This is a genomic window from Pseudomonas sp. R3.Fl, assembly GCF_023516765.1.
In the GTDB taxonomy this organism is placed as follows: domain Bacteria; phylum Pseudomonadota; class Gammaproteobacteria; order Pseudomonadales; family Pseudomonadaceae; genus Pseudomonas; species Pseudomonas citronellolis.
The window spans coordinates 5,993,490-6,013,662 of the sequence record NZ_JAMGSO010000001.1 but is presented as its reverse complement, the minus strand read 5'-3'; the positions used below and the strand labels follow the sequence as shown (position 1 = coordinate 6,013,662).

Here is a 20,173-nt window from a genome sequence, read left to right as displayed (position 1 = left end):
GTCAAAAAAAGGTATTCTCTCGACCTGTTAACTCATCGAGGAAATGCGCCTTGCGCACGGTTCAAGAGCTAGGCAGAGCGGTTGCTGAACGTAGACACCGACTAGGGCTAAAACAAGGTCTTGTGGCAACTGAGGCTGGGATTTCTCAGGAGTGCCTGTCCCGCTTCGAGCGTGGACGTTCGGAGGAGCTCGGTTCCAGAAAGCTGCTTGCAATCCTTAAAATTCTCGGGCTTGAACTGTCTCTGCAAGCCATTTCTTCTGATTCGCTCGGCAATAAGACAAAGGTTTCCGCTGATGAATGACCTGTTCACTATCTCTGGGGGCAACTGCGAACCAGCAATGGAAGGCTTATTTGATCGAGTTGTTATAGGGCTAGGGAAACAAATCAATGGTTCAGACCATGACTTTCTGAGAAAGCAAAATGCGCCCTCCTTTTCTAGCGGGGGTAATCACGTTTCCCTTGTAGACCTTTTCTGTGGCGCGGGTGGGATTTCCCTCGGTATATCTGAAGCGGCTCAAGACCTTGGCTTTAGTATGCGCATCCCACTAGCTGTCGATTTTGAGGCAGCGGCGGTGAATGTATACAAAGAAAACTTCAAATTTGCCAATGTAGTCCAGGCAGATGTTAGCGATATTTTTAGTAATTCCGACCAGTTTACGCAACTTACAGATGCGGAACAAAAATTAAAAGAGAACATAGGGAAAGTTGATATTTTAGTTGGTGGGCCACCGTGCCAGGGCCACTCGGATCTAAATAATTATTCAAGGCGAGACGACCCTAAGAATAGTCTTTATTTCATAATGGCTCGCGCGGCTTATGTACTCCAACCATCTCACATAATGATTGAGAATGTTCTAGGTGCACGCCATGACAAAAACGGCGTTGTTCACAAGACCATTTCTGCCCTTCAGGAGCTAGGATATCAAGTTGAGATGGCTCCTGTAGATCTAACGGTAATCGGTGTTCCTCAAACCCGACGCAGACTCATCATAATTGCTTCAAAAGCAAAGAGCCCAGACATTACGGACGCAGTAGAGAGATTTAGCACTACGACGCGCAGTCTTGAGTGGGCCATCAAAGATCTCGAAGACCGAAACTCTTCTAGCTTGGAGGAAACTCCTTCGAAACCATCAAAAAACAATATGGCTAGAATAAACTATCTATTTGAAAATAATCTAGACGATTTACCTAATCACATGAGACCACCTTGCCATGCCCATGGCAATCATTCTTATAAAAGCATTTATGGTCGCTTGAAATGGAATGAACCATCGCAAACTATTACAAGTGGCTTTTACAGCATGTGTATGGGGAGGTATGTACATCCGAGTCGTCGACGCACATTGACAGCGAGAGAAGCCGCTAGGCTGCAGTTTTTCCCAGATTATTTTAAATTTGGAGCAGCGGGTTCTCGAACTGCAATTGCAAAAATAATCGGTAATGCCGTTCCCCCTAAACTATCTTATATTTTTGCTTATAGTCTGCTCTGTAGCGATCGCCCATGACTCATGAAACTGTACCCCCCCCCCAACTAGCACCTACGGTTTGTGGGCTATTCTCGGGAATTGGTGGCCTGGAGCTTGGCTTCCACTTAAACGGATTCCAATCTCAAATGCTTTGCGAGATCGATCCTGTAGCAACGCACGTTTTGAAAGTTAGGTTTCCCGGCGTAGAACTCATCAGTGACGTGCGGGATGTATCATCTCTTCGCAATGCGGACGTTTTGTGTGCTGGCTTTCCATGCCAGAACCTTAGTTCGTCAGGAAATAAAGCAGGTATTAGCGGTAGCCAGTCTTCATTGGTAGATGAAATTTTTCGACTGCTCGAAAGCAATCACCCCAAGTGGGTAGTAATTGAAAATGTCCGTTTCATGCTTCATCTCAATCGAGGTGAGGCAATGAGACGAATAGTCGACAACTTCGAGCGACTTGGATACAACTGGGCCTATCGAGTCATTGATTCTCAATCTTTCGGAGTGCCGCAACGTCGACATCGGGTGTATTTCGTAGCATCCCGCGTAGAGGATCCTAGAAATGTCATCCTTTCCGATGACAGCAGCAGACCCGAAGTCCTGAAGAACTTGTCCATTGAAGAACCGATTGGCTTTTACTGGACAGAAGGTGCGTTTGCTGCTGGGCTAAATAGGAATGCAATTCCACCACTAAAGGCTGGCTCCACAATAGGCATACCCTCTCCACCCGCTATCTGTTTTCCGAACGGGTTGGTAGGAACTCCAGACATCAGAGATGCAGAGCGAGTGCAAGGCTTCCATGAAGACTGGACTAAACCAGCCGAAGAAGTAGCCAAACCATCAATTAGATGGCGTTTGCTAGGTAACTCTGTAACTGTGAACGTTTCAGAATGGATCGCGCACAAAATCCTGAAACCGACTCAGTACGATGCTTCTAAAGATCAACCTTTAGGCAAAAAATGGCCTATGGCAGCTTGGTCTATCGACAAGCAAAGATATGAATCTACCAGCTCAGATTGGCCTTTCAACTCTAGAATAGCTCGAATATCAGACTTTCTCCTACACCCTGTCAAGCCTCTATCAGCGCGCGCAACCATAGGCTTTTTATCTCGAGCATACAAGGGCAACCTAAAATACCCGGAAGGGTTTCTAGAAATACTCAGCAGTCATTCAGGATATAAATGAAAATGGACTTAAAAGCAATTTCCATAGATGACTTTTTTGAAGCAGTACAATACCTCCGAGAGGCTGACTCTCAAAATAACAGCAAAGGGAAACTGATTAAAGATTGGTTCTCTGAAAACTTCGGTGCGACCGCACGTGCCAGCATCGTTAATGAAACCCGCCAAGCTGGAAACAGAGTAAAGGAGCAGTTGGGAGCACAAGATGCACAACATGTAGTCTATGTAGTGACAGACCCAAATGCATTGGAAAAGCTAATCAACGACTGCCGAAAATTTTTGTATCACGGATTAGAAACCATACTATTCATGGAAGCAGCGAAAGGGGCCACGGGCACGGCTACGCCTGTCTTTCTACTTTCAAACATAAGTGCAAACAGCGCGGTAGAAGAATTTTACTTGATGCACTTTAAAAACTTGAAAGGCCAGCATTTTAGCCCCAGCCGCCAAGGATTCTCTTTCAAAGAGGCTCAAAACGACTTGACTCATACCAAATCACAATCTCTCATAGCCGAAGACAATGAGATTTATGTTAAGGTCTTGGAGCTTTTGGATGATGGCTATGGAGGAGTAATCTTCACTGGAGATCCAGGAACTAGTAAGAGCTGGTTTGCTCGACAGATAGCGCTAAAATTGGCTGACGGCAATCAGGATCTCATGAGGTTTATTCAGTTCCATCCGGGTTATCAATACGAAGATTTCGTAGAATCCTACATCCCAAACGAGAAAGGAGGATTTGACCTAGTTGACAAGATCTTCCTAAGAGCCTGTGAGTCAGCACGAAAAAACCCTGCATCGACCTCAGTACTTGTTATCGATGAGCTCAGCCGAACTGACGTAGTGCGGGTGTTCGGGGAAGCACTCACATATCTCGAGCAATCTAATAGAGAATTGAATTTCACTCTGTCCTCCGGTAGACCTTATTCGGTTCCCGATAACTTAGTGGTTCTTTGTACAATGAACCCTTGGGATAGGGGGGTTGAAGAGCTAGACCTAGCTCTCGAACGTCGATTCGCAAAAATTCACTTCGAACCCAAAATTGAACTCTTGAAAGAGGCACTGGCGGAAAGCAAGCTGAGCGATGAGCGAAAAAGAAAAGTTGAACAGTTTTTCTTTCTTACCTCAAGGCACTCCAACCGGCTATGCAGTCTCGGTCATGCATATTTTTTAAAGGCAAAGGATGACAGCAGCCTTAGGCGCCTTTGGGATCACCAGCTTTCCTTCCATTTCGAGAGAGTACTCAAGAACGACCCAGAGCAGTTAGCCCAAATCAAGTCCGCTTGGAATCGTATTTTCGATGAAGAGTGAAAACGCAACAACACTAACTATCGCAGAATTCAGGGACATTGACGTCCCTGAGTCTCTATTACTTCCAAGCGGCGAGCTTTTAGCTTATCCCGAGGCGCTCGAGAAAAATTTTTTTTCTATTCGATATAAAAAAGGGAAGCCAATATTTCAAGCGGGGGGTTGGGTCGGCGTCATTCCGATAAATGATAAGCTGTGCCTCAACATAATTCCCAAGGTGCCTATCAGCAACCTTGAACGGCTTGTCTTTCTTTCCAACCACAAACCTGAAGCCCTTAAAAATTTCAAACGTCGCTACTCCCCTCATGATTATTCCTCAAAAAACCTCAGCGAATTTTTGACTGACTGCTTGCTCAAGCATATCGAGGAAATTATAAATACTGGTCTTTTCAAAAAGTTCATAGAAGTCGAAAAGAGAACTTTATTTCCTTCGGGGAAAATAGACTTTAACAAGACGATCAGAGCCCGTGGAAAACTTAACGGCGTGCACGTCGTAACCTCCCACTACGAGCGCACGATCGACAATCCACCGAACCGTTTTCTAAAGAAAGTTTGTCTAGGCTTTTCACAAAACTCGGAAATCATTAAAGACAAACGCCGCCGCTTATCCATACAGTACATCTTAAATTCTCTGGCCGAGGTTTCGGACAAATATGATCTGCAAGGTGCACAACATGACACCAACCTAAAAATAGAGAACCTAAAAGAAAACTACCAAGATGCGATAAGTTTAGCTTTAATCCTTGTATCTGGAAAAGGAATAAGCTTTGGCCTAACGGGTTCCACAAGCGCCAACTCTTTAATTTTAAACTTAGCAGAAGCCTTCGAGTGGTATGTTCTGGAGGTATTACGGACTGCCTACCAAAACCGGGATGACATTAAAGTTCTAGACGGAAACAAAGGAGGAGTGGATGGTGGAAAAAAGCCTTTGCTAACGCCTCTAACAAACATCCACCCCCCCCAAAAGCCGATCATGGCAACCCCGGACATCGTCTTGAAAGTCTCCAGGGGCAATGAAGTTTTATCCATTGTTATCGATGTGAAATACAAGTCCGTAGAAAAAATCCCAGATCGTGATGATCTCAACCAGATTATCTCCTACGCTGCCTCATACAGTGCAACCCACGGAATTTTGATATTACCTGCAAATGATAAAAACCCATCAAGCTTAAATTTGATAGGAGAGTTGCCCGGCATGAAATTCTACACTCTATTTATTGATTTAAACCACGCCAGCATCGAAGAGGAAGAGTCTCTACTGGCGTCTCGACTGGCAGGCTTATTTACTAATAACTGAGAATTTTCTATGGAGTTGACGCCAGAAACATCATTTCGAATGCGCTCCGTACGCCGAAAGAATACAACCCCAGAGATAACCGTACGTAAGGCACTACACCGACTGGGTTACCGATTTCGGCTTCATCAAAAAACACTACCAGGATCACCGGATATAGTCTTAAAAAAATATAAGACTGTAATTTTTGTGCATGGCTGCTTTTGGCATCGTCATCCAATGTGTAGATACGCCACATTCCCTAAAACCAGAGCTGAATTTTGGTCCAATAAATTTCAGAAAAACATTAATAGAGACAAGGCAAACATTGAGGCACTTACTAATATGGGCTGGCATGTTCTGGTTATCTGGGAATGCCAAACTAGAGAAATTGCGTTTCTGGACGAAACTCTGCTGATGCTGCACTCGAGGACGGAGACGTCGAACAGCTAGTACGCCTGCCTGCCAATGCGTTTATACACTCCTTTACTATCGTCTCCCACTCTCGGTACAGTAGCTAAATTTATATGGATTCGTTAGCCTACGCAGACCTTCGGACTTGACTGGCATCTGATAACGTACCTTACGGTGCTTCTGTGAGGCTTTGCTAAATAAGCAGTACCCCACAGCACTCATAATCCTCATAACCGAGAGCAGAGTGGCCGTTAGTTTCAGCTCCTAGGTTCTGTACGAAAAGTCGGTACAGGTAGAATCGCCGCCATGATTGGCTGGGGGCCACATGGAAAGCGATACGAACTCCCGGATGCGGCCTGGAGGTTGATCAAGGATCTGGTTTCTCCAGAACAGAAGATGGGCCGGCCGCGCCGTGATGATCAGTTAGTGCTCAACGGCATCTTCTGGATCCTCTGCTCCGGGGCCCGGAGCGCTTCGGCCCTTGGTCGACGATGTATCAGCGTTTCCGTGACTGGCGAGACGACGACACGTTCGACCAGGTTCTTGAGCGTCTGCATGTTCGGCTGAATCAGGAAGGGCTGATCGATCTGGATACCTGGATGATCGACTCCACCGTGGTATGTGCAACCCGAGCCTCTTCAGGCGCCGGAAAAAAAGGGGGCGGAAGAACCGCTAGACCACGCCTTGGGACGCAGCCGAGGCGGCCTGCCCCTGCTCTGCGTGCCAACGGTGTGCCTCTGCGCTTCTTGCTGTCGTCCGGGCAAGCCAGCGATATTGGACAGGCCCAGCCACTCCTGGATCAGATACGCATTCCCGGAAAGCCGGGGCGACCTCGCAAGCTCTACCGCTGGTTACTGGCTGGCAAGGGCTACGACGCCGAGCACCTGCGTCAGTACTGCGACCGCTACCACATGCAGCCGGTGATTCCGCAGCGCACCATGAAGCGCAAACCCAAGCCGGGGCGACCTCGGCTGTCGACCGCCCGAAATACCGACAGCGGAACATCATCGAGCGGATGTTTGGCTGGCTAAAAAAAAGCCGGAGGATCGGCACCCACTACGACAAGTTTGCCAGAAGTTTTGCCGCTATGGTCACGCTGGTCTGCACGCTGCGCTGTCTACGGCAGTACTTTTCCTACAAAACCTAGTTCCTGAGTGCGAAGTCACTAGACTCCCCGAAACTTGATCATATAGTTTTTCAATGATATATCTAGTAAAGAAAAAACCCAGCATATGTGCTGGGGCTTTTTGAAACTTTGAGCGCAACCTCAAGGTGTAGGTAGTCATGCACAATCGCGAAGAGACTGTTGCGAATCACAACGCGAAAGAGCTGTACGCCTAGAATATAGCTCTACAGGCTGACCTCTAGAATTGCAATCTAATCGATATCACCAATTGCCCTTGACCAACAACCATGCGAGGTTGCCGCTATTCTCATGACGCTCTTGGTGTAGGCGTCGTTTGACCATGATTCGTATCAATCAGACGAACCATGGCCCCCTAGCAAGCAGGCCAAGTAGCTCCCTAGCATGAGGATGCAGACACAGATCTGTCAGTTGTCTAGGAATTCAGAACTGCCACCATCTAAAGATACCGGCGAACCTGGTGTTCGTCGATATTGCTGCTGGCCGATGCCATCAAGCACACGCTGGCTGTCAGCAACCAGATCACAATCTACGCCCTGGTCGTCGACGTCATCAACGACCAGGTTCGGGGATTCTACGAGCAATACGGGTTCTTGCCGCTTGGCTCGGGTAACCGTCGCTTATTCCTCCCACTGCAGTCCATTTAATCACTCGCAAGGTAGGAACACCCCGGCCGGCTCGGATCACACGAAGACCCACCAATCCCTCCTCATGCAGTAACCAGAGCAAAAAGCGCCGGTGGGGTAAAAAGTGGGGCAAAATTCCCAAGCCCCACAAAAACATCAGGCATAAAAAAATCCAGCCACCGCTAAGTGACTGGATTTTTTAGGGATTTTTGGTCGGGACGGAGTGATTCGAACACTCGACCCCTTGCACCCCATGCAAGTGCGCTACCAGGCTGCGCTACGCCCCGACGTTGCCTTCCGGTTGCCCGGTTGGCGGATCGCACTATACCGTAAGGTTTTCTTTCGGCAAAGCACTTTTTTCATTTTTTTCAGCTACTTGCGCAGCACGTGAAGAACGTCTTCCAGTTCCGCGATCATCTGGCGGATGAGTTGCTTGTACTGGGTGATGTCTTCGCGGGCTTCGTCGCCGGAGAGGCGCTGGCGCGCCCCGCCGATGGTGAAGCCCTGGTCGTACAGGAGCGCGCGGATCTGGCGGATCATCAGCACGTCCTGGCGCTGATAGTACCGGCGGTTGCCGCGGCGCTTGACCGGGTTGAGCTGCGGGAACTCCTGTTCCCAATACCGCAGCACGTGCGGTTTCACTGCGCACAAATCGCTCACTTCACCGATGGTGAAGTAGCGCTTGCCCGGAATGGGGGGCAGTTCGTCGTTATGACTTGGTTCCAGCATAAGCCTCAACCCTGGCTTTCAGTTTCTGGCCTGGACGAAAGGTGACGACGCGGCGGGCCGTGATCGGGATTTCCTCTCCCGTCTTCGGGTTGCGACCCGGGCGCTGGCGTTTGTCGCGCAGGTCGAAATTGCCGAAACCGGACAGTTTCACCTGTTCGTTGTGCTCCAGCGCCTGGCGGATCTCTTCGAAGAAGAGTTCCACCAGTTCCTTGGCTTCCCGTTTGTTCAGGCCCAGCTCTTCATACAGACGTTCGGCAATCTCAGCTTTCGTCAGAGCCCCCATACGCTACTTCCTTAACGTGGCGTTGAACCTTTGCTCCAGCGAGGCGACGATTTTCTGCGTAGTCGCGTTCACCTCGTCATCGTTAAGAGTGCGTGATGGATGCTGCCAGGTCAAGCCGACGGCCAAGCTTTTTCCAAGCGGATCAATACCTTTACCCTGATAGACATCAAACAGCCTGAGGTCGGTCAGGAATTCGCCGGCCTCTTCGCGGATGGTCGACAGGACGGATTCGGCTGGAATATCGCGGTTGACCACCAGCGCCAGGTCGCGGCGCACCTCGGGGAAACGCGACAGTTCGCTGAACTTCGGCAGGCGGCCGCGGACCAGTTCGCCCAGCACCAGCTCGAACAGGTAGACCGGGCGATCCAGGTCCAGAGCCTTGGCCAGTTCAGGGTGCAGGGCGCCGACGTAGCCGACCAGTTCGCCATCGCGCTCGACGCGGGCGGTCTGGCCCGGGTGCAGCGCCGGGTGTTCGCCGGGGACGAAGGCGAAGGCATCGGCGGCGCTGGCACTAGCCAGCAGGGCTTCGACGTCGGCCTTGATGTCGAAGAAGTCGACGCCTTCGCGCACGTTGCTCCAGCCTTCCGGCTCGCGGCTACCGCAGATGACGCCGGCCAGCATGTTTTCCTGCTGCAGGCCCTCGAGCTGGCCGACGAAGCGCAGGCCGCTCTCGAACAGGCGCACGCGGGTCTGCTGGCGGTTCAGGTTGTGCTGCAGCGCCTTGACCAGGCCCGGCCACAACGAGGCGCGCATGGCGGCCATGTCGGCGGAGATCGGGTTGGCCAACATCAGCGGCTGCACGCCCGGGCTGAACAGTTCGAACAGCTTGGGATCGATGAAGCTGTAGGTGATGGCTTCCTGGTAGTCGCGGGCGACCAGCAGGCGGCGCAGCGCCGGCAGCTCGGCCTGGGTTTCCGACTTGGTGTTGGGTGCCAGGCGCGCCTGCGGGTAGCGCACCGGCAGGCGGTTGTAGCCGTACAGGCGGCCCAGTTCCTCGATCAGGTCGACTTCCAGGGAAACGTCGAAGCGGTGGCTGGGCACGCCGACCTTCCAGCGCCCTTCCCCATCGGCTTGCACCTGGAACTCCAGCGCGGTGAGCAGACGCTCGATTTCCGCAGCATCCATTTCCATGCCGAGCATCTGGGTGACGCGCTCGATGCGCAGCACCACCGGCTCGACCTTGGGCAGGTGGGCCTGGCTGACCTGCTCGACCACCGGACCGGCTTCGCCGCCGACGATCTGCAGCAGCAGCTCGGTGGCGCGCTCCATGGCGCGGCGGGCCAGCTGGAAGTCCACGCCACGCTCGTAGCGGTGCGAGGCATCGGTGTGCAGGCCATAGGAACGGGCCTTGCCGGCGACGGCGATGTTGTCGAAGAAGGCACTTTCCAGGAACAGGTCGCGGGTCTTGGCGCTGACGCCGCTGTGCTCGCCCCCCATCACGCCGGCCATGGCCAGGGCGCGTTCGTGGTCGGCGATGACCAGGGTGTCGGTACGCAGGGCGACTTCCTGGCCGTCCAGCAGCACCAGCTTCTCGCCCTCTTCGGCCATGCGCACGCGGATGCCGCCCTTGATCTCGTCGAGGTCGAAGGCATGCATCGGCTGGCCCAGCTCCAGCATCACGTAGTTGGTGATGTCCACTGCGGCGTCGATGCTGCGGATGTCGGAGCGGCGCAGGCGCTCGACCATCCACAGCGGCGTCGGCTTGTTCAGGTCGACGTTGCGGATGACGCGGCCCAGGTAGCGCGGGCAGGCGTTCGGCGCCAGCAGTTCGATGGAGCGGACTTCATCGATGCTGGGAGCAACCGGCTGCACATCGACGAAAGTGACCGGCGCCGAGTACAGCGCGCCCACTTCGCGGGCCAGGCCGGTCAGGGACAGGCAATCGCCACGATTGGGGGTCAGGCCGATTTCGATGGAGGCGTCGTCCAGCCCCAGGTAGTCGCGGATGCTCGCGCCCACCGGGGCGTCGGCAGCCAGTTCCATCAGGCCGGCGTTGTCGTCGCTGATTTCCAGCTCTTTGGCCGAGCACAGCATGCCGTTGGACTCGACGCCGCGCAGCTTGGCCTTCTTGATCTTGAAGTCGCCCGGCAGTTCGGCGCCGATCATGGCGAAGGGGATCTTCAGGCCCGGGCGCACGTTGGGCGCGCCGCAGACGACCTGGAAGGTCTCGCTGCCGTTGCTGACCTGGCAGACGCGCAGCTTGTCGGCGTCCGGGTGTTGTTCGGTGCTCAGCACCTCGCCCACCACCACGCCGCTGAAGGCGCCGGCGACGGGGATCACGGCGTCGACCTCGAGGCCGGCCATGGACAGACGAGCCACCAGCTCGTCGCGGGAAACCTGCGGATTCACCCAGCTCCGCAGCCATTGTTCACTGAATTTCATCCTGTTCTCCTAAGAATTCGTTGACGTCGTACGCGGCCTAGCGGAATTGCCCGAGGAAGCGCAGGTCGTTGTCGAAGAACAGGCGCAAGTCGTTGACGCCGTAGCGCAGCATGGCCAAGCGTTCGATGCCCATGCCGAAGGCGAAGCCCTGGTATTTCTCCGGGTCGATGCCGGACATGCGCAGCACGTTGGGGTGCACCATGCCGCAGCCCATGACCTCCAGCCAGCCGGTCTGCTTGCACACGCGGCAGCCCTTGCCGCTGCACAGCACGCACTGGATGTCGACTTCCGCCGAAGGCTCAGTGAAGGGGAAGAACGACGGACGGAAGCGCACCGAGAACTCCTTCTCGAAGAAGGCGCGCAGGAACTCCTCGATGGTGCCCTTGAGGTCGGCAAAGCTGACGTCTTCGTCGATCAGCAGGCCTTCGACCTGGTGGAACATCGGCGAGTGGGTCAGGTCGGAGTCGCAGCGGTACACGCGGCCGGGGCAGACGATGCGGATCGGCGGGCGCTGGCTCTCCATGGTGCGCACCTGTACCGGAGAGGTGTGGGTACGCAGCAGCATGTTCGCGTTGAAGTAGAAGGTGTCGTGCATCGCCCGCGCCGGGTGGTGGCCGGGGATGTTGAGCGCTTCGAAGTTGTGGTAGTCGTCTTCGACTTCCGGGCCCTCGGCCACTTCATAGCCGATGCGGGTGAAGCATTGCTCGATGCGTTCCTTGGTACGGGTCACCGGGTGCAGGCCGCCGGAGGTCTGGCCGCGGCCCGGCAGGGTCACATCGACGCGCTCGGCCGCAAGCTTCGCCGCCAGCGCGGCGCCTTCCAGGTCGGTCTTGCGGACGTTGAGCGCCTCCTGGACCTTTTCCTTGGCAACGTTGATCAGCGCACCCACCTTGGGGCGCTCCTCGGCCGGCAGGTCGCCCAAGGTCTTCATCACCTGGGTCAGCTCGCCTTTCTTGCCAAGATAGTGGACCCGGATCTGTTCCAGGGCATTGACGTCTTCGGTATGTCGCACAGCCTCCAGGGCTTGGGAGACCAGCGCGTCCAGGTTTTCCATGTACCAACTCCAGATACGAAATAGGGGAAGAGCGGTTAGGCTCTTCCCCTATCGGTGACGTTACGTCCCGGATAAGAATCCGGTGATTGTCTTAGGGCTTAAGCCAAGCTTGCCTTCGCTTTTTCGACAATCGCGGTAAACGCCGCTTTTTCGTTCACAGCCAGATCGGCCAGGACCTTACGGTCGATCTCGATGGCCGCCTTTTTCAGGCCGGCGATCAGACGGCTGTAGGACAGACCGTTCTGACGAGCACCAGCGTTGATACGGGCGATCCACAGGGCGCGGAACTGACGCTTGCGCTGACGACGGTCACGGTAGGCGTATTGGCCAGCCTTGATCACCGCCTGCTTGGCAACGCGGAACACGCGGGAACGCGCGCCGTAGTAGCCTTTGGCGAGTTTCAGAATCTTCTTGTGACGACGACGGGCGATCACGCCACGCTTAACACGAGCCATTTATCTATCCTCTACCAGAAATCAACGCAGACGCAGGGAGCGTTCTACACGGCGAACGTCGGAAGCAGCGAGCATCGAGGTGCCGCGCAGCTGACGCTTACGCTTGGTGGTCATTTTGGTCAGGATGTGGCTCTTGAAAGCGTGCTTGTGCTTGATGCCACCAGCAGTCACTTTGAAGCGCTTCTTGGCGCCACTCTTGGTTTTCATCTTTGGCATGTTTGGTACTCCGCATTCGTTAACAACTGATAACCATCAGGCCTGCCAGTGCCCGGGAGGTTATTTACGCTTCTTGGGAGCGATGACCATCATCAGCTGGCGTCCTTCCAGCTTAGGATGCTGTTCCACGGTGCCGTATTCGGCCAGGTCGGTCTCGACCCGCTTCAACAGCTCCATGCCCAGCTCCTGGTGAGCCATCTCACGACCACGGAATCGCAGGGATACCTTGGCCTTGTCCCCTTCACTAAGGAAACGTACCAGGTTGCGTAGTTTTACCTGGTAATCCCCTTCTTCCGTCCCTGGACGAAACTTGATTTCTTTGATCTGTTGCTGGTGCTGGTTCTTCTTCGCCGCAGCCGCCTGCTTCTTCTTCTCGAACAGGTGCTTGCCGTAATCCATGATGCGGCAGACAGGAGGCACCGCATCGGCAGAGATTTCAACCAGGTCCAGCTTGGCCTCGTCGGCGTGGCGCAGCGCCTCATCAAGGGTCACTACGCCGATCTGCTGACCGTCGGCACCGATCAGACGCACTTCGCGTGCGGTGATGTTCTCGTTGATCGGTGGTTTCGGGAGAGCCCGCTTATCCTGCCTCATTTCACGCTTAATAATGATTACTCCGAGTCTTGGCGACCACGCCGGGAAACCGCCCGAGTCAACAGCTCGACGAACTGGGAAAGCGGCATCGAGCCGAGGTCTTCCCCTTCGCGCGTGCGTACGGCGACGGCCTTCGATTCAACCTCCCTGTCTCCAATAACCAGGAGATAGGGAACCTTGAGCAAAGTATGCTCGCGGATTTTAAAGCCGATTTTCTCGTTTCTCAAGTCGGACTTGGCACGGAATCCGCTTTCCTCGAGCGCGCGGACCACTTCCTCGGCGAAATCGGCCTGCTTGTCGGTGATGTTCATGACCACCGCCTGGGTCGGCGCCAGCCAGGCCGGGAACAGGCCGGCGTAGTGCTCGATCAGCATGCCGATGAAGCGCTCGAAGGAACCGAGGATGGCGCGGTGCAGCATGACCGGGCGCTTGCGGTTGTTGTCTTCGGCGATGTAGCTGGCGTCCAGGCGCTCCGGCAGGTTCGGGTCGTACTGCAGGGTGCCGCACTGCCAGTTACGGCCCAGGCAGTCCTTCAGGGTGAACTCGATCTTCGGGCCGTAGAAGGCGCCCTCGCCCGGCTGGTATTCCCATTCCAGGCCGGATTCGTTCAGAGCGTCCGCCAGCGCGCCTTCGGCACGATCCCACAGTTCTTCGGAGCCCACGCGCTTGGCCGGACGGGTGGACAGCTTCATGGAGATGTCGGAGAAGCCGAAGTCGGCGTAGACCTGCAGGGTCAGCTTGATGAAGTCGGCCGCTTCCTTCTTCACCTGGTCCTCGGTGCAGAAGATGTGCGCGTCGTCCTGGGTGAAGCCGCGCACGCGCATGATGCCGTGCAGCGCGCCCGAAGGCTCGTTGCGGTGGCAGGCGCCGAACTCGGCCAGGCGCAGCGGCAGGTCGCGGTAGGACTTCAGGCCCTGGTTGAAGATCTGCACGTGGCACGGGCAGTTCATCGGCTTGACCGCGAAGTCGCGACTTTCCGACGAAGTGGTGAACATGTTCTCGGCGTAGTTCGACCAGTGGCCCGAACGCTCCCAGAGGATGCGGTCGACAACCTGCGGGGTGCGCACCTCGACGTAGCCGTGCTCGCGCTGCACCTTGCGCATGTACTGCTCGAGCACCTGATAGACGGTCCAGCCGTTGGGGTGCCAGAACACCATGCCCGGCGCTTCTTCCTGCAGGTGGAACAGGTCCAGCTGCTTGCCGATGCGGCGGTGGTCGCGCTTCTCGGCCTCTTCGATGCGCTGGACGTAGGCGGCCAGCTGCTTCTTGTCGGCCCAGGCGGTGCCGTAGATGCGCTGCAGCTGCTCGTTCTTCGAGTCGCCGCGCCAGTAGGCGCCGGAAATCTTGGTCAGCTTGAAGGCCTTGAGGAAGCGGGTGTTGGGCACGTGCGGGCCGCGGCACATGTCCACGTACTCTTCGTGGTAGTACAGGCCCATCGCCTTCTCGTCGGGCATGTCCTCGACCAGGCGCAGCTTGTAGTCCTCGCCGCGGGACTTGAACACCTCGATGACTTCGGCACGCGGGGTCATCTTCTTGATGACGTCGTAGTCCTTGTCGATCAGCTCGGCCATGCGCTTCTCGATCGCCGCCATGTCCTCGGGGGTGAAGGGGCGCTCGAAGGAGATGTCGTAATAGAAGCCTTCGTCGATCACCGGGCCGATGACCATCTTCGCGCTCGGGTATAGCTGCTTGACCGCATGGCCGACCAAGTGCGCGCAGGAGTGGCGGATGATTTCCAGCCCTTCCTCGTCCTTCGGGGTGATGATCTGCAGGGTCGCGTCGTGTTCGATCTTGTCGCAAGCATCCACCAGCTTGCCGTTGACCTTGCCGGCCACGGTGGCCTTGGCCAGGCCCGCGCCAATGGATTGCGCCACCTCGGCCACGCTGACCGGGTGATCGAAGGACCGCTGACTACCGTCGGGAAGAGTAATGATGGGCATGGCGCCTCCTCTCCTAGTGGTGACCCCTACGAAAGGCCACATGGGTTGGGATGTGCCAGTAAGCGTCGCCCGCCGGGCAGGCCTGCCTCACAGTGGCAGGCGCCTTTTCGGCACCCTGCGCTTGCGCGCGCGGACGGAGATCACTGGAAGAAAAACGAACGAAGCCCCGACAAGCGGGGCAGGTCGCCATGGTACTGCATGTGGAGGCAACTGACGAGCGGCATCAGTGCGCGTCGATAAACTCCAGCACGACGCGATTGAAGGCGGCCGGCCGCGTGGCGTTCATGCCATGGGAAGCGCCGGCGATGACTTGGCTGTGCACGTCCGGCAGCGCCTGCGCCAGGGCCTCGACCACCTGCGGGAAGGGCTCAGGGCTGAGTTCGCCGCGCAGCAGCAGGGCCGGCACCGCCAGCGTGGCCAGGCGCGCGCGCCCGAGCGGCTCCGGCCGATCGGCGACCTGGCCGATCAGCGTCATGGCGTTATCGGTGGCCATGTCACGGAAGTGCCGCGAGGAACGCCGCCAGATCCCTGACCCGCTGACGGTGTCGACAAACAGCTCCAGGCCCGCCTCGACCTCGCCCTGGCGGATCAGCTGCAGCGCCTGCTCGCGGAAACGGTTGCGCTCGGCTGGCGCCGCCGGCACGGGCACACCGGCCGCCTGGAACAGGTCGGCGGCGAAATCCCCGCCCGGGTCGCACAGCACCAGCGAACGCAGGCGCCCGGGCGCCTCCAGCGCCAGGCGCAGGCAGATATTGCCGCCGCGCGAATGCCCCAGCAGGTGTACCGGCTCGCCCTGCATGTCGATCAGCGCGAGCAGGTCCTCGACATGTTGCCCGGTAGTGAAGTCCGCGCCCTCGCCATTCCAGCGCTGCGGATAATAATGTCGAAGACTGGGCGCCAGCAGACGATAGCGTTCGCCCAGCCCGCGCAACTGCCATTGCCAGTAGCGGTAATCGCAGAGCGAGCCGTGCACCAGAACCAGCGGCACGCCCTCCCCTTGCTCCAGGTACGCCAGTTCATGCCCATTGAGCGAATACGACTGGATATTCGAAAGCATCTACATCCCCACCCCATGGCGCACGCAAGTTATCGGCGGCTCCCATGGCGAACCGCCATCTAGTTTGATGGAGGGCGATTATCCGTGATTCGCGCCATGGCGATAAAGCCATACATTCGGAAGGACCTTTGCAATGCCGCGAAAAATACCTGGTCGAAGATTAATTATTGCATCGCCCGCTTATTTAAATTAATAATTCGCCGCCCACATAACTTTCCGAACACAATGGTCGCCGAATAGCTGCGCACCGATATCCGTTTCGGAATGACCTGCCCTGGAGTGCAAACATGTCCAAACTCGCGGAATTCCGTGAAGCCGAACGCCTGCTCAAAGAACAACTGGCCCTGCTGGAAAAACTGAAGAACGACAGCTCCCTGAAGAAGGAACTGGAATTCAAGGATCAGCTGCAGGCGCTGATGGATGAATACGGCATGAACCTGCGCAACGTCATCGATATCCTCGACCCGCAGGGCACCGCCAACAACACCGCCGCCGCGCCGGCTGCCAGCGCCCCGCGCCGCAGCCGCCAACTGAAGGTGTACAAGAACCCGAACAACGGCGAAGTGGTGGAAACCAAGGGTGGCAACCACAAGACGCTGAAGGCCTGGAAACAGCAGTACGGCGCCGAGACCGTGGAGTCCTGGCTGCAGAAGTGATGCCCGTCCCGCGGCGGCCGATGCCGCCGCGGGAACCTTCGCGGAAACATCCGCTGACGACCCGCACTTGAAAGACCCGCCCGGCATCCGGATAATGCCGCCCGCGAGTCATGAACTTCAGGTCGCCCCTCCCGACGCCGCCCACCCCAACCAGGGCGCCGCAGCCGGGATACACAGGGCCACGGCCAGCAGCCAGTCACTGGCAGGCGTATCCAGAGCACCCCTTGAGGTGCAGTAAATCGTCCTTACATATTTGGCAAGCCCGAACTTCGGGGGCTGGCGTATTCTCCCGCCATGGCGCCCTCGAAAGACCTCTTCGAGTTTTCATTCGCTGCCACATTCCGGTCATGGATATCACGCATTCTGCGTTCGACCGGAGTTTTTTACGTTTCACGCGGTCATAGGACCGTGACTATTTGGAAGAAAGACAATATGAAAAAAAGCACTCAGATCCAGGAGGCGATCCGCACCCTCAAGGCAGCTTTCGCCCCGCTCAACTGCATCATCCTGGCGCCGCGCAAAGACAGCTTCAGCTTCGCCCTGGTGGACGAACACGGCATCGCCTGCCATAGCGAGCGACTCTATCCGCAGCAATACCAGGCCGCAGAGCCGCTGCAGGCCGTCATCGCCCGCGTGCAGAGCACCCTGGCCGCCTGATCGGCACCCGACGAAAAGCCCCGCGAATGCGGGGCTTTTTCATTTCCGGCCCGCTCACTCCAGGCGCAGACCAGCCTTGAGCGCCGCCACCTCGGCAAGTCGCTGCGGGTAATCAGCCGCCGGCGCGGCATAGGTCAGCGAATAGGCCGCCTCCTTGCCCAGCGCGACCTGCACACCCTGCTTCATGGCCTCGCTGCCGTTCTGGCTGATCGAGCAGACCAGCTCCAGGCCGTCCAATCCCCCAAGGGATGCCTGCCGCGGCTTGCTGCAGGCCGCCTGGAAGCCCTGGCGCAGGAAATCGACCTGCAGCGACTTGCGCATCTGCAGGATCACCCGCTGCAGGTCCACACCCTTCACCTCGGCCAGGCGGCTGCGGGTGATTTCCACCACCAGCGCCTGGGAGCCATCCGCCGCCAGCCTGACGCCGCGCTCGCGACGCAGCGCCGCAGCGTCGTCCGGCGCCTCGGGCGAACGCGTCACCTGCCAGCCCTCCGGCCATTCCGCCAGCCCGGCAGCCGTTGCCAACCCACTCGCCGCGCACAGCAGAAACACCCCGAGCCCCCGGCCCCACCCACCACTCATGCCACGCCTCCCACACTTCCCGACCAGCAGTAGTCGCGAAACGCCACTGCACTTTTGCCAGACAAACTACACTGATTGCCGTCGATTGGCTGTTGAGCCCCGGCCGGCAATTCGTCGCTCGATGCACCCGCCACGCCAGGGACCGGCAACGCCCACGAGGGAATACGTGATGCGCAGCGAAAAATCCAAGGACGCCAGGCAACCCTTCGCCACCCCGACACCCGACGAGACGCCGGAAGCGCCCCCGCTGTTCCCGGTCGCCAGCGACGAGCAGGAACGGCTGCGCTCACTCTACGCCACCGGTTATCTCGACGCGCCGGCCAACCCGCAGTTCGACTCCTTCACCCGCCTGGCCGCGCATCTCTACGGGGCCCCCATCTCGGCCATCTCGCTGATCGCCGCCAAGCGCGCCTGGCTGCTCTCCGCACACGGCCTGCCCCACGGCCTGAACACGCCGCGCGAAGACTCCTTCTGCGCGCGCTGCAGCCTCAAGCCCGGCGGCGTGATGATCGTCGAGGACGCCTCGCTCCACCCCGAATTCGCCGACAACCCCCTGGTCACCGGCCCGCTCGGCTTTCGCTTCTATGCCGGAGTGGCCGTCAAGGACGCCAGCGGCCGCGCCCTGGGCGTGCTCTGCGTGGTGGACACCCAGCCGCGCAGCGCCAGCGAGGAGGAACTCGGCCACCTGCGCGACCTGGCCGACTGCATTTCCGCCCTGATCCAGCGCGACCAGAAAATCTCCCAGGAAACCGATCGCGACCCGGTCAGCGGCCTGCCCAACCGCCAGGCATTGCTGCGGGTGCTCGCCGACAAGCTGGGCCACTACCACCTCGACGACGACTTCCCCACGCTGATCACCCTCGACATCGAGGATTTCGAACAGCTGCGCAACGGCCTCGACCCACGCGAGACCGACGCCCTGCTGCGAGCCTTCGCCGGGCGGCTGGAAGACTGCTTCCCGCAGGCCGAACTGCTCGCCCACCTCGGCGCCGACGAATTCGCCGCCCTGCTTCCGCAGCGCCTGGACGAACAAGCTCTGACGCAACTGCTGGGCAACGCCATCGAGCAACTGGGCGAGCCCTTCATCCTCGATGAACGCAGCCTCTCGCTGACCGTCACCGCCGGCCTCGCCTCCACCTCCGACGAACAGCTCAGCGCCGACCGCCTGCTGCGCAACGCCATCCTGGCCAAGCGCGACGCCCACGCGCAGCCGCTGGACAAGTGGCGGCAATATACCCCGGAACTGGAGTCCAGCCTGCCGCCGCTGAACCCGGCGCCTCAGCTGAACCTGCGCCGCGCGCTGCAATTCGGCGAACTGACCCTGGCCTACCAGCCGATCGTCGCCACCCCGGAGCGGCGCCTGGTCGCCGCCGAGACGCTGCTGCGCTGGAACCACCCGCAACTGGGCCAGGTGCCGCCCTCGGAGTTCATTCCGCTGGCAGAGAAGAACGGCATGATCATCCCCATCGGCACCTGGGTGCTGCGCGAGGCCTGCCGGGAGGCCGCGTCCTGGCCCGGCAACATCAGCATCTCGGTGAACGTCTCGCCGGCGCAGATCAACCGGGCGCTGCCGCCCCTGGTGGCGCAGACCCTGGCCGAATTCCGCCTGCCCGCCGGCCGGCTGATGCTGGAAGTGACCGAAAGCACCGTCCTGGAAGCCTCGCCGGAGAACGTGGCGATACTCGAGGAACTGCGCAGCCTGGGCGTGCAGATAGTGCTCGACGACTTCGGCACCGGCTTCGCCTCGCTCAACTACCTGCTGCGCTTCCCCTTCGACAAGATGAAGGTCGACCGCTCCTTCGTCAGCGGCGTGCTCGAGCGCCATGATTGCCAGACCATCGTCCGCGCCATCATCGGCATCGGCGACTCCCTGGGCATCCCCATAGTCGCCGAAGGCGTGGAAACCGCCGGCCAGCTCGCCTGGCTGCACGACAACGGCTGCCGCCTGGTGCAGGGCTACTTCACCGGCCGCCCGCTGCCCTGCCATGCACTGCGCGCCCTGATCCCCGGCCTCAGGCACAGCGCCAGCGCCGCCTGAGCCGCCGGACGAACGCATCGGCGCCGATACAAACCTTACCCTGCCGATACCAAGTTTCTCGGGACACCCGCGCCGCGGGCGTGTCTACTTTGCGCCCATTTTTCCAACCCTGGTG

General features: G+C 57.6%; 22 protein-coding genes, 1 tRNA gene and 1 pseudogene. 13 read left to right on the top strand and 11 right to left on the bottom strand.

The features are described 5' to 3' along the window. Nucleotides 1-50: 50 nt before the first annotated feature. The 10 genes and pseudogenes from M8R19_RS33540 (at nt 51) to M8R19_RS26590 (ending at nt 7,436) form a co-directional block, all read left to right on the top strand. Entirely contained in the window at nt 51-302 is a 252-nt protein-coding gene (locus tag M8R19_RS33540) for a helix-turn-helix domain-containing protein (RefSeq protein WP_419792497.1), read from the top strand. Then, nucleotides 295-1,506: a DNA cytosine methyltransferase gene (locus M8R19_RS26630; protein WP_249919344.1), complete on the top strand. Its 1,212-nt coding sequence runs from the start codon at nt 295-297 to the stop codon at nt 1,504-1,506. Before M8R19_RS33540 ends, M8R19_RS26630 begins: the two co-directional genes overlap by 8 nt. Then, the gene (locus M8R19_RS26625) at nt 1,503-2,657 is read left to right on the top strand and encodes a DNA cytosine methyltransferase (protein ID WP_249919343.1); all 1,155 of its coding nucleotides are present in this window, start codon (nt 1,503-1,505) and stop codon (nt 2,655-2,657) included. The genes M8R19_RS26630 and M8R19_RS26625 overlap by 4 nt, the downstream gene beginning before the upstream one ends. After that, nucleotides 2,654-3,961: an McrB family protein gene (locus tag M8R19_RS26620; protein ID WP_249919342.1), complete on the top strand. Its 1,308-nt coding sequence runs from the start codon at nt 2,654-2,656 to the stop codon at nt 3,959-3,961. The genes M8R19_RS26625 and M8R19_RS26620 overlap by 4 nt, the downstream gene beginning before the upstream one ends. Continuing rightward, entirely contained in the window at nt 3,951-5,255 is a 1,305-nt protein-coding gene (locus M8R19_RS26615; RefSeq protein WP_249919341.1) for an McrC family protein, read from the top strand. Before M8R19_RS26620 ends, M8R19_RS26615 begins: the two co-directional genes overlap by 11 nt. Before the next feature lie 9 nt (nt 5,256-5,264). Beyond that, nucleotides 5,265-5,684: a very short patch repair endonuclease gene (locus M8R19_RS26610; RefSeq protein WP_349654705.1), complete on the top strand. Its 420-nt coding sequence runs from the start codon at nt 5,265-5,267 to the stop codon at nt 5,682-5,684. Nucleotides 5,685-5,951: 267 nt separating this feature from the next. After that, entirely contained in the window at nt 5,952-6,212 is a 261-nt protein-coding gene (locus tag M8R19_RS26605; protein ID WP_349654704.1) for a transposase, read from the top strand. Continuing rightward, nucleotides 6,137-6,574: pseudogene (locus M8R19_RS26600) on the top strand (transposase family protein); the annotation flags it as partial. The gene M8R19_RS26605 and the pseudogene M8R19_RS26600, both read left to right, overlap by 76 nt. Then, nucleotides 6,493-6,792 carry a transposase gene (locus M8R19_RS26595; protein ID WP_349654714.1) on the top strand — a complete coding sequence of 100 codons (300 nt, stop codon included), beginning with the start codon at nt 6,493-6,495 and terminating at the stop codon, nt 6,790-6,792. The pseudogene M8R19_RS26600 and the gene M8R19_RS26595, both read left to right, overlap by 82 nt. A 470-nt stretch (nt 6,793-7,262) precedes the next feature. Further along, a complete protein-coding gene (locus M8R19_RS26590; protein ID WP_249919340.1) occupies nt 7,263-7,436 on the top strand; it encodes a hypothetical protein in 174 nt (57 codons plus the stop codon). Between the two features lie 189 nt (nt 7,437-7,625). Here M8R19_RS26590 and M8R19_RS26585 read toward each other — a convergent pair. The 10 genes from M8R19_RS26585 to M8R19_RS26540 form a co-directional block, all read right to left on the bottom strand. Then, nucleotides 7,626-7,702, bottom strand: a tRNA-Pro gene (locus M8R19_RS26585). A gap of 85 nt (nt 7,703-7,787) precedes the next feature. Next, nucleotides 7,788-8,144, bottom strand: a complete 357-nt coding sequence (locus M8R19_RS26580; protein ID WP_009617038.1) for a MerR family transcriptional regulator — start codon at nt 8,142-8,144, stop codon at nt 7,788-7,790. After that, entirely contained in the window at nt 8,125-8,427 is a 303-nt protein-coding gene (gene ihfA, locus M8R19_RS26575) for an integration host factor subunit alpha (protein WP_003090661.1), read from the bottom strand. The genes M8R19_RS26580 and ihfA overlap by 20 nt, the downstream gene beginning before the upstream one ends. Before the next feature lie 3 nt (nt 8,428-8,430). Beyond that, the gene (gene pheT, locus M8R19_RS26570) at nt 8,431-10,809 is read right to left on the bottom strand and encodes a phenylalanine--tRNA ligase subunit beta (protein WP_249919339.1); all 2,379 of its coding nucleotides are present in this window, start codon (nt 10,807-10,809) and stop codon (nt 8,431-8,433) included. A 37-nt stretch (nt 10,810-10,846) separates the two neighbouring features. Next, nucleotides 10,847-11,863, bottom strand: a complete 1,017-nt coding sequence (gene pheS, locus M8R19_RS26565) for a phenylalanine--tRNA ligase subunit alpha (protein WP_074980402.1) — start codon at nt 11,861-11,863, stop codon at nt 10,847-10,849. 98 nt (nt 11,864-11,961) lie between these two features. Further along, nucleotides 11,962-12,318: a 50S ribosomal protein L20 gene (rplT, locus tag M8R19_RS26560; RefSeq protein ID WP_003099086.1), complete on the bottom strand. Its 357-nt coding sequence runs from the start codon at nt 12,316-12,318 to the stop codon at nt 11,962-11,964. A gap of 21 nt (nt 12,319-12,339) precedes the next feature. After that, nucleotides 12,340-12,534 (bottom strand): 50S ribosomal protein L35, encoded by a 195-nt coding sequence (gene rpmI / locus M8R19_RS26555; protein ID WP_009617012.1) that lies wholly within the window; start codon nt 12,532-12,534, stop codon nt 12,340-12,342. 60 nt (nt 12,535-12,594) lie between these two features. Next, nucleotides 12,595-13,146, bottom strand: a complete 552-nt coding sequence (infC, locus tag M8R19_RS26550) for a translation initiation factor IF-3 (protein WP_174672460.1) — start codon at nt 13,144-13,146, stop codon at nt 12,595-12,597. Next, entirely contained in the window at nt 13,146-15,068 is a 1,923-nt protein-coding gene (thrS, locus tag M8R19_RS26545) for a threonine--tRNA ligase (protein ID WP_116426016.1), read from the bottom strand. The genes infC and thrS overlap by 1 nt, the downstream gene beginning before the upstream one ends. A gap of 223 nt (nt 15,069-15,291) precedes the next feature. Continuing rightward, on the bottom strand, nt 15,292-16,125 hold the full coding sequence (locus tag M8R19_RS26540) for an alpha/beta fold hydrolase (RefSeq protein WP_249919338.1): 834 nt from the start codon (nt 16,123-16,125) through the stop codon (nt 15,292-15,294). A gap of 287 nt (nt 16,126-16,412) precedes the next feature. On the opposite strand from M8R19_RS26540, the gene M8R19_RS26535 reads away from it, so the two are divergent. Beyond that, complete coding sequence (locus tag M8R19_RS26535; protein WP_074980398.1) at nt 16,413-16,781, top strand: histone-like nucleoid-structuring protein, MvaT/MvaU family; 369 nt, start codon at nt 16,413-16,415, stop codon at nt 16,779-16,781. A 432-nt stretch (nt 16,782-17,213) separates the two neighbouring features. Beyond that, on the top strand, nt 17,214-17,438 hold the full coding sequence (locus tag M8R19_RS26530) for a hypothetical protein (protein ID WP_074980397.1): 225 nt from the start codon (nt 17,214-17,216) through the stop codon (nt 17,436-17,438). Nucleotides 17,439-17,492: 54 nt separating this feature from the next. On the opposite strand, the gene M8R19_RS26525 is transcribed toward M8R19_RS26530, so the two are convergent. Next, the gene (locus tag M8R19_RS26525) at nt 17,493-18,020 is read right to left on the bottom strand and encodes a DUF4946 domain-containing protein (protein ID WP_116426014.1); all 528 of its coding nucleotides are present in this window, start codon (nt 18,018-18,020) and stop codon (nt 17,493-17,495) included. A gap of 169 nt (nt 18,021-18,189) precedes the next feature. On the opposite strand from M8R19_RS26525, the gene M8R19_RS26520 reads away from it, so the two are divergent. Further along, complete coding sequence (locus tag M8R19_RS26520; RefSeq protein WP_249919337.1) at nt 18,190-20,058, top strand: putative bifunctional diguanylate cyclase/phosphodiesterase; 1,869 nt, start codon at nt 18,190-18,192, stop codon at nt 20,056-20,058. Nucleotides 20,059-20,173: the final 115 nt, after the last annotated feature.

What these genes read in the sequence shown, in the direction of transcription:
- M8R19_RS26630 (WP_249919344.1), top strand. Translation starts at nt 295, where the DNA reads ATGAATGACCTGTTCACTATCTCTGGGGGCAACTGCGAACCAGCAATG.
- M8R19_RS26625 (WP_249919343.1), top strand. Translation starts at nt 1,503, where the DNA reads ATGACTCATGAAACTGTACCCCCCCCCCAACTAGCACCTACGGTTTGT.
- M8R19_RS26620 (WP_249919342.1), top strand. Translation starts at nt 2,654, where the DNA reads ATGAAAATGGACTTAAAAGCAATTTCCATAGATGACTTTTTTGAAGCA.
- M8R19_RS26615 (WP_249919341.1), top strand. Translation starts at nt 3,951, where the DNA reads ATGAAGAGTGAAAACGCAACAACACTAACTATCGCAGAATTCAGGGAC.
- M8R19_RS26610 (WP_349654705.1), top strand. Translation starts at nt 5,265, where the DNA reads ATGGAGTTGACGCCAGAAACATCATTTCGAATGCGCTCCGTACGCCGA.
- M8R19_RS26605 (WP_349654704.1), top strand. Translation starts at nt 5,952, where the DNA reads ATGATTGGCTGGGGGCCACATGGAAAGCGATACGAACTCCCGGATGCG.
- M8R19_RS26580 (WP_009617038.1), bottom strand. Translation starts at nt 8,144, where the DNA reads ATGCTGGAACCAAGTCATAACGACGAACTGCCCCCCATTCCGGGCAAG.
- ihfA (WP_003090661.1), bottom strand. Translation starts at nt 8,427, where the DNA reads ATGGGGGCTCTGACGAAAGCTGAGATTGCCGAACGTCTGTATGAAGAG.
- pheT (WP_249919339.1), bottom strand. Translation starts at nt 10,809, where the DNA reads ATGAAATTCAGTGAACAATGGCTGCGGAGCTGGGTGAATCCGCAGGTT.
- pheS (WP_074980402.1), bottom strand. Translation starts at nt 11,863, where the DNA reads ATGGAAAACCTGGACGCGCTGGTCTCCCAAGCCCTGGAGGCTGTGCGA.
- rplT (WP_003099086.1), bottom strand. Translation starts at nt 12,318, where the DNA reads ATGGCTCGTGTTAAGCGTGGCGTGATCGCCCGTCGTCGTCACAAGAAG.
- rpmI (WP_009617012.1), bottom strand. Translation starts at nt 12,534, where the DNA reads ATGCCAAAGATGAAAACCAAGAGTGGCGCCAAGAAGCGCTTCAAAGTG.
- thrS (WP_116426016.1), bottom strand. Translation starts at nt 15,068, where the DNA reads ATGCCCATCATTACTCTTCCCGACGGTAGTCAGCGGTCCTTCGATCAC.
- M8R19_RS26540 (WP_249919338.1), bottom strand. Translation starts at nt 16,125, where the DNA reads ATGCTTTCGAATATCCAGTCGTATTCGCTCAATGGGCATGAACTGGCG.
- M8R19_RS26535 (WP_074980398.1), top strand. Translation starts at nt 16,413, where the DNA reads ATGTCCAAACTCGCGGAATTCCGTGAAGCCGAACGCCTGCTCAAAGAA.
- M8R19_RS26530 (WP_074980397.1), top strand. Translation starts at nt 17,214, where the DNA reads ATGAAAAAAAGCACTCAGATCCAGGAGGCGATCCGCACCCTCAAGGCA.
- M8R19_RS26525 (WP_116426014.1), bottom strand. Translation starts at nt 18,020, where the DNA reads ATGAGTGGTGGGTGGGGCCGGGGGCTCGGGGTGTTTCTGCTGTGCGCG.
- M8R19_RS26520 (WP_249919337.1), top strand. Translation starts at nt 18,190, where the DNA reads ATGCGCAGCGAAAAATCCAAGGACGCCAGGCAACCCTTCGCCACCCCG.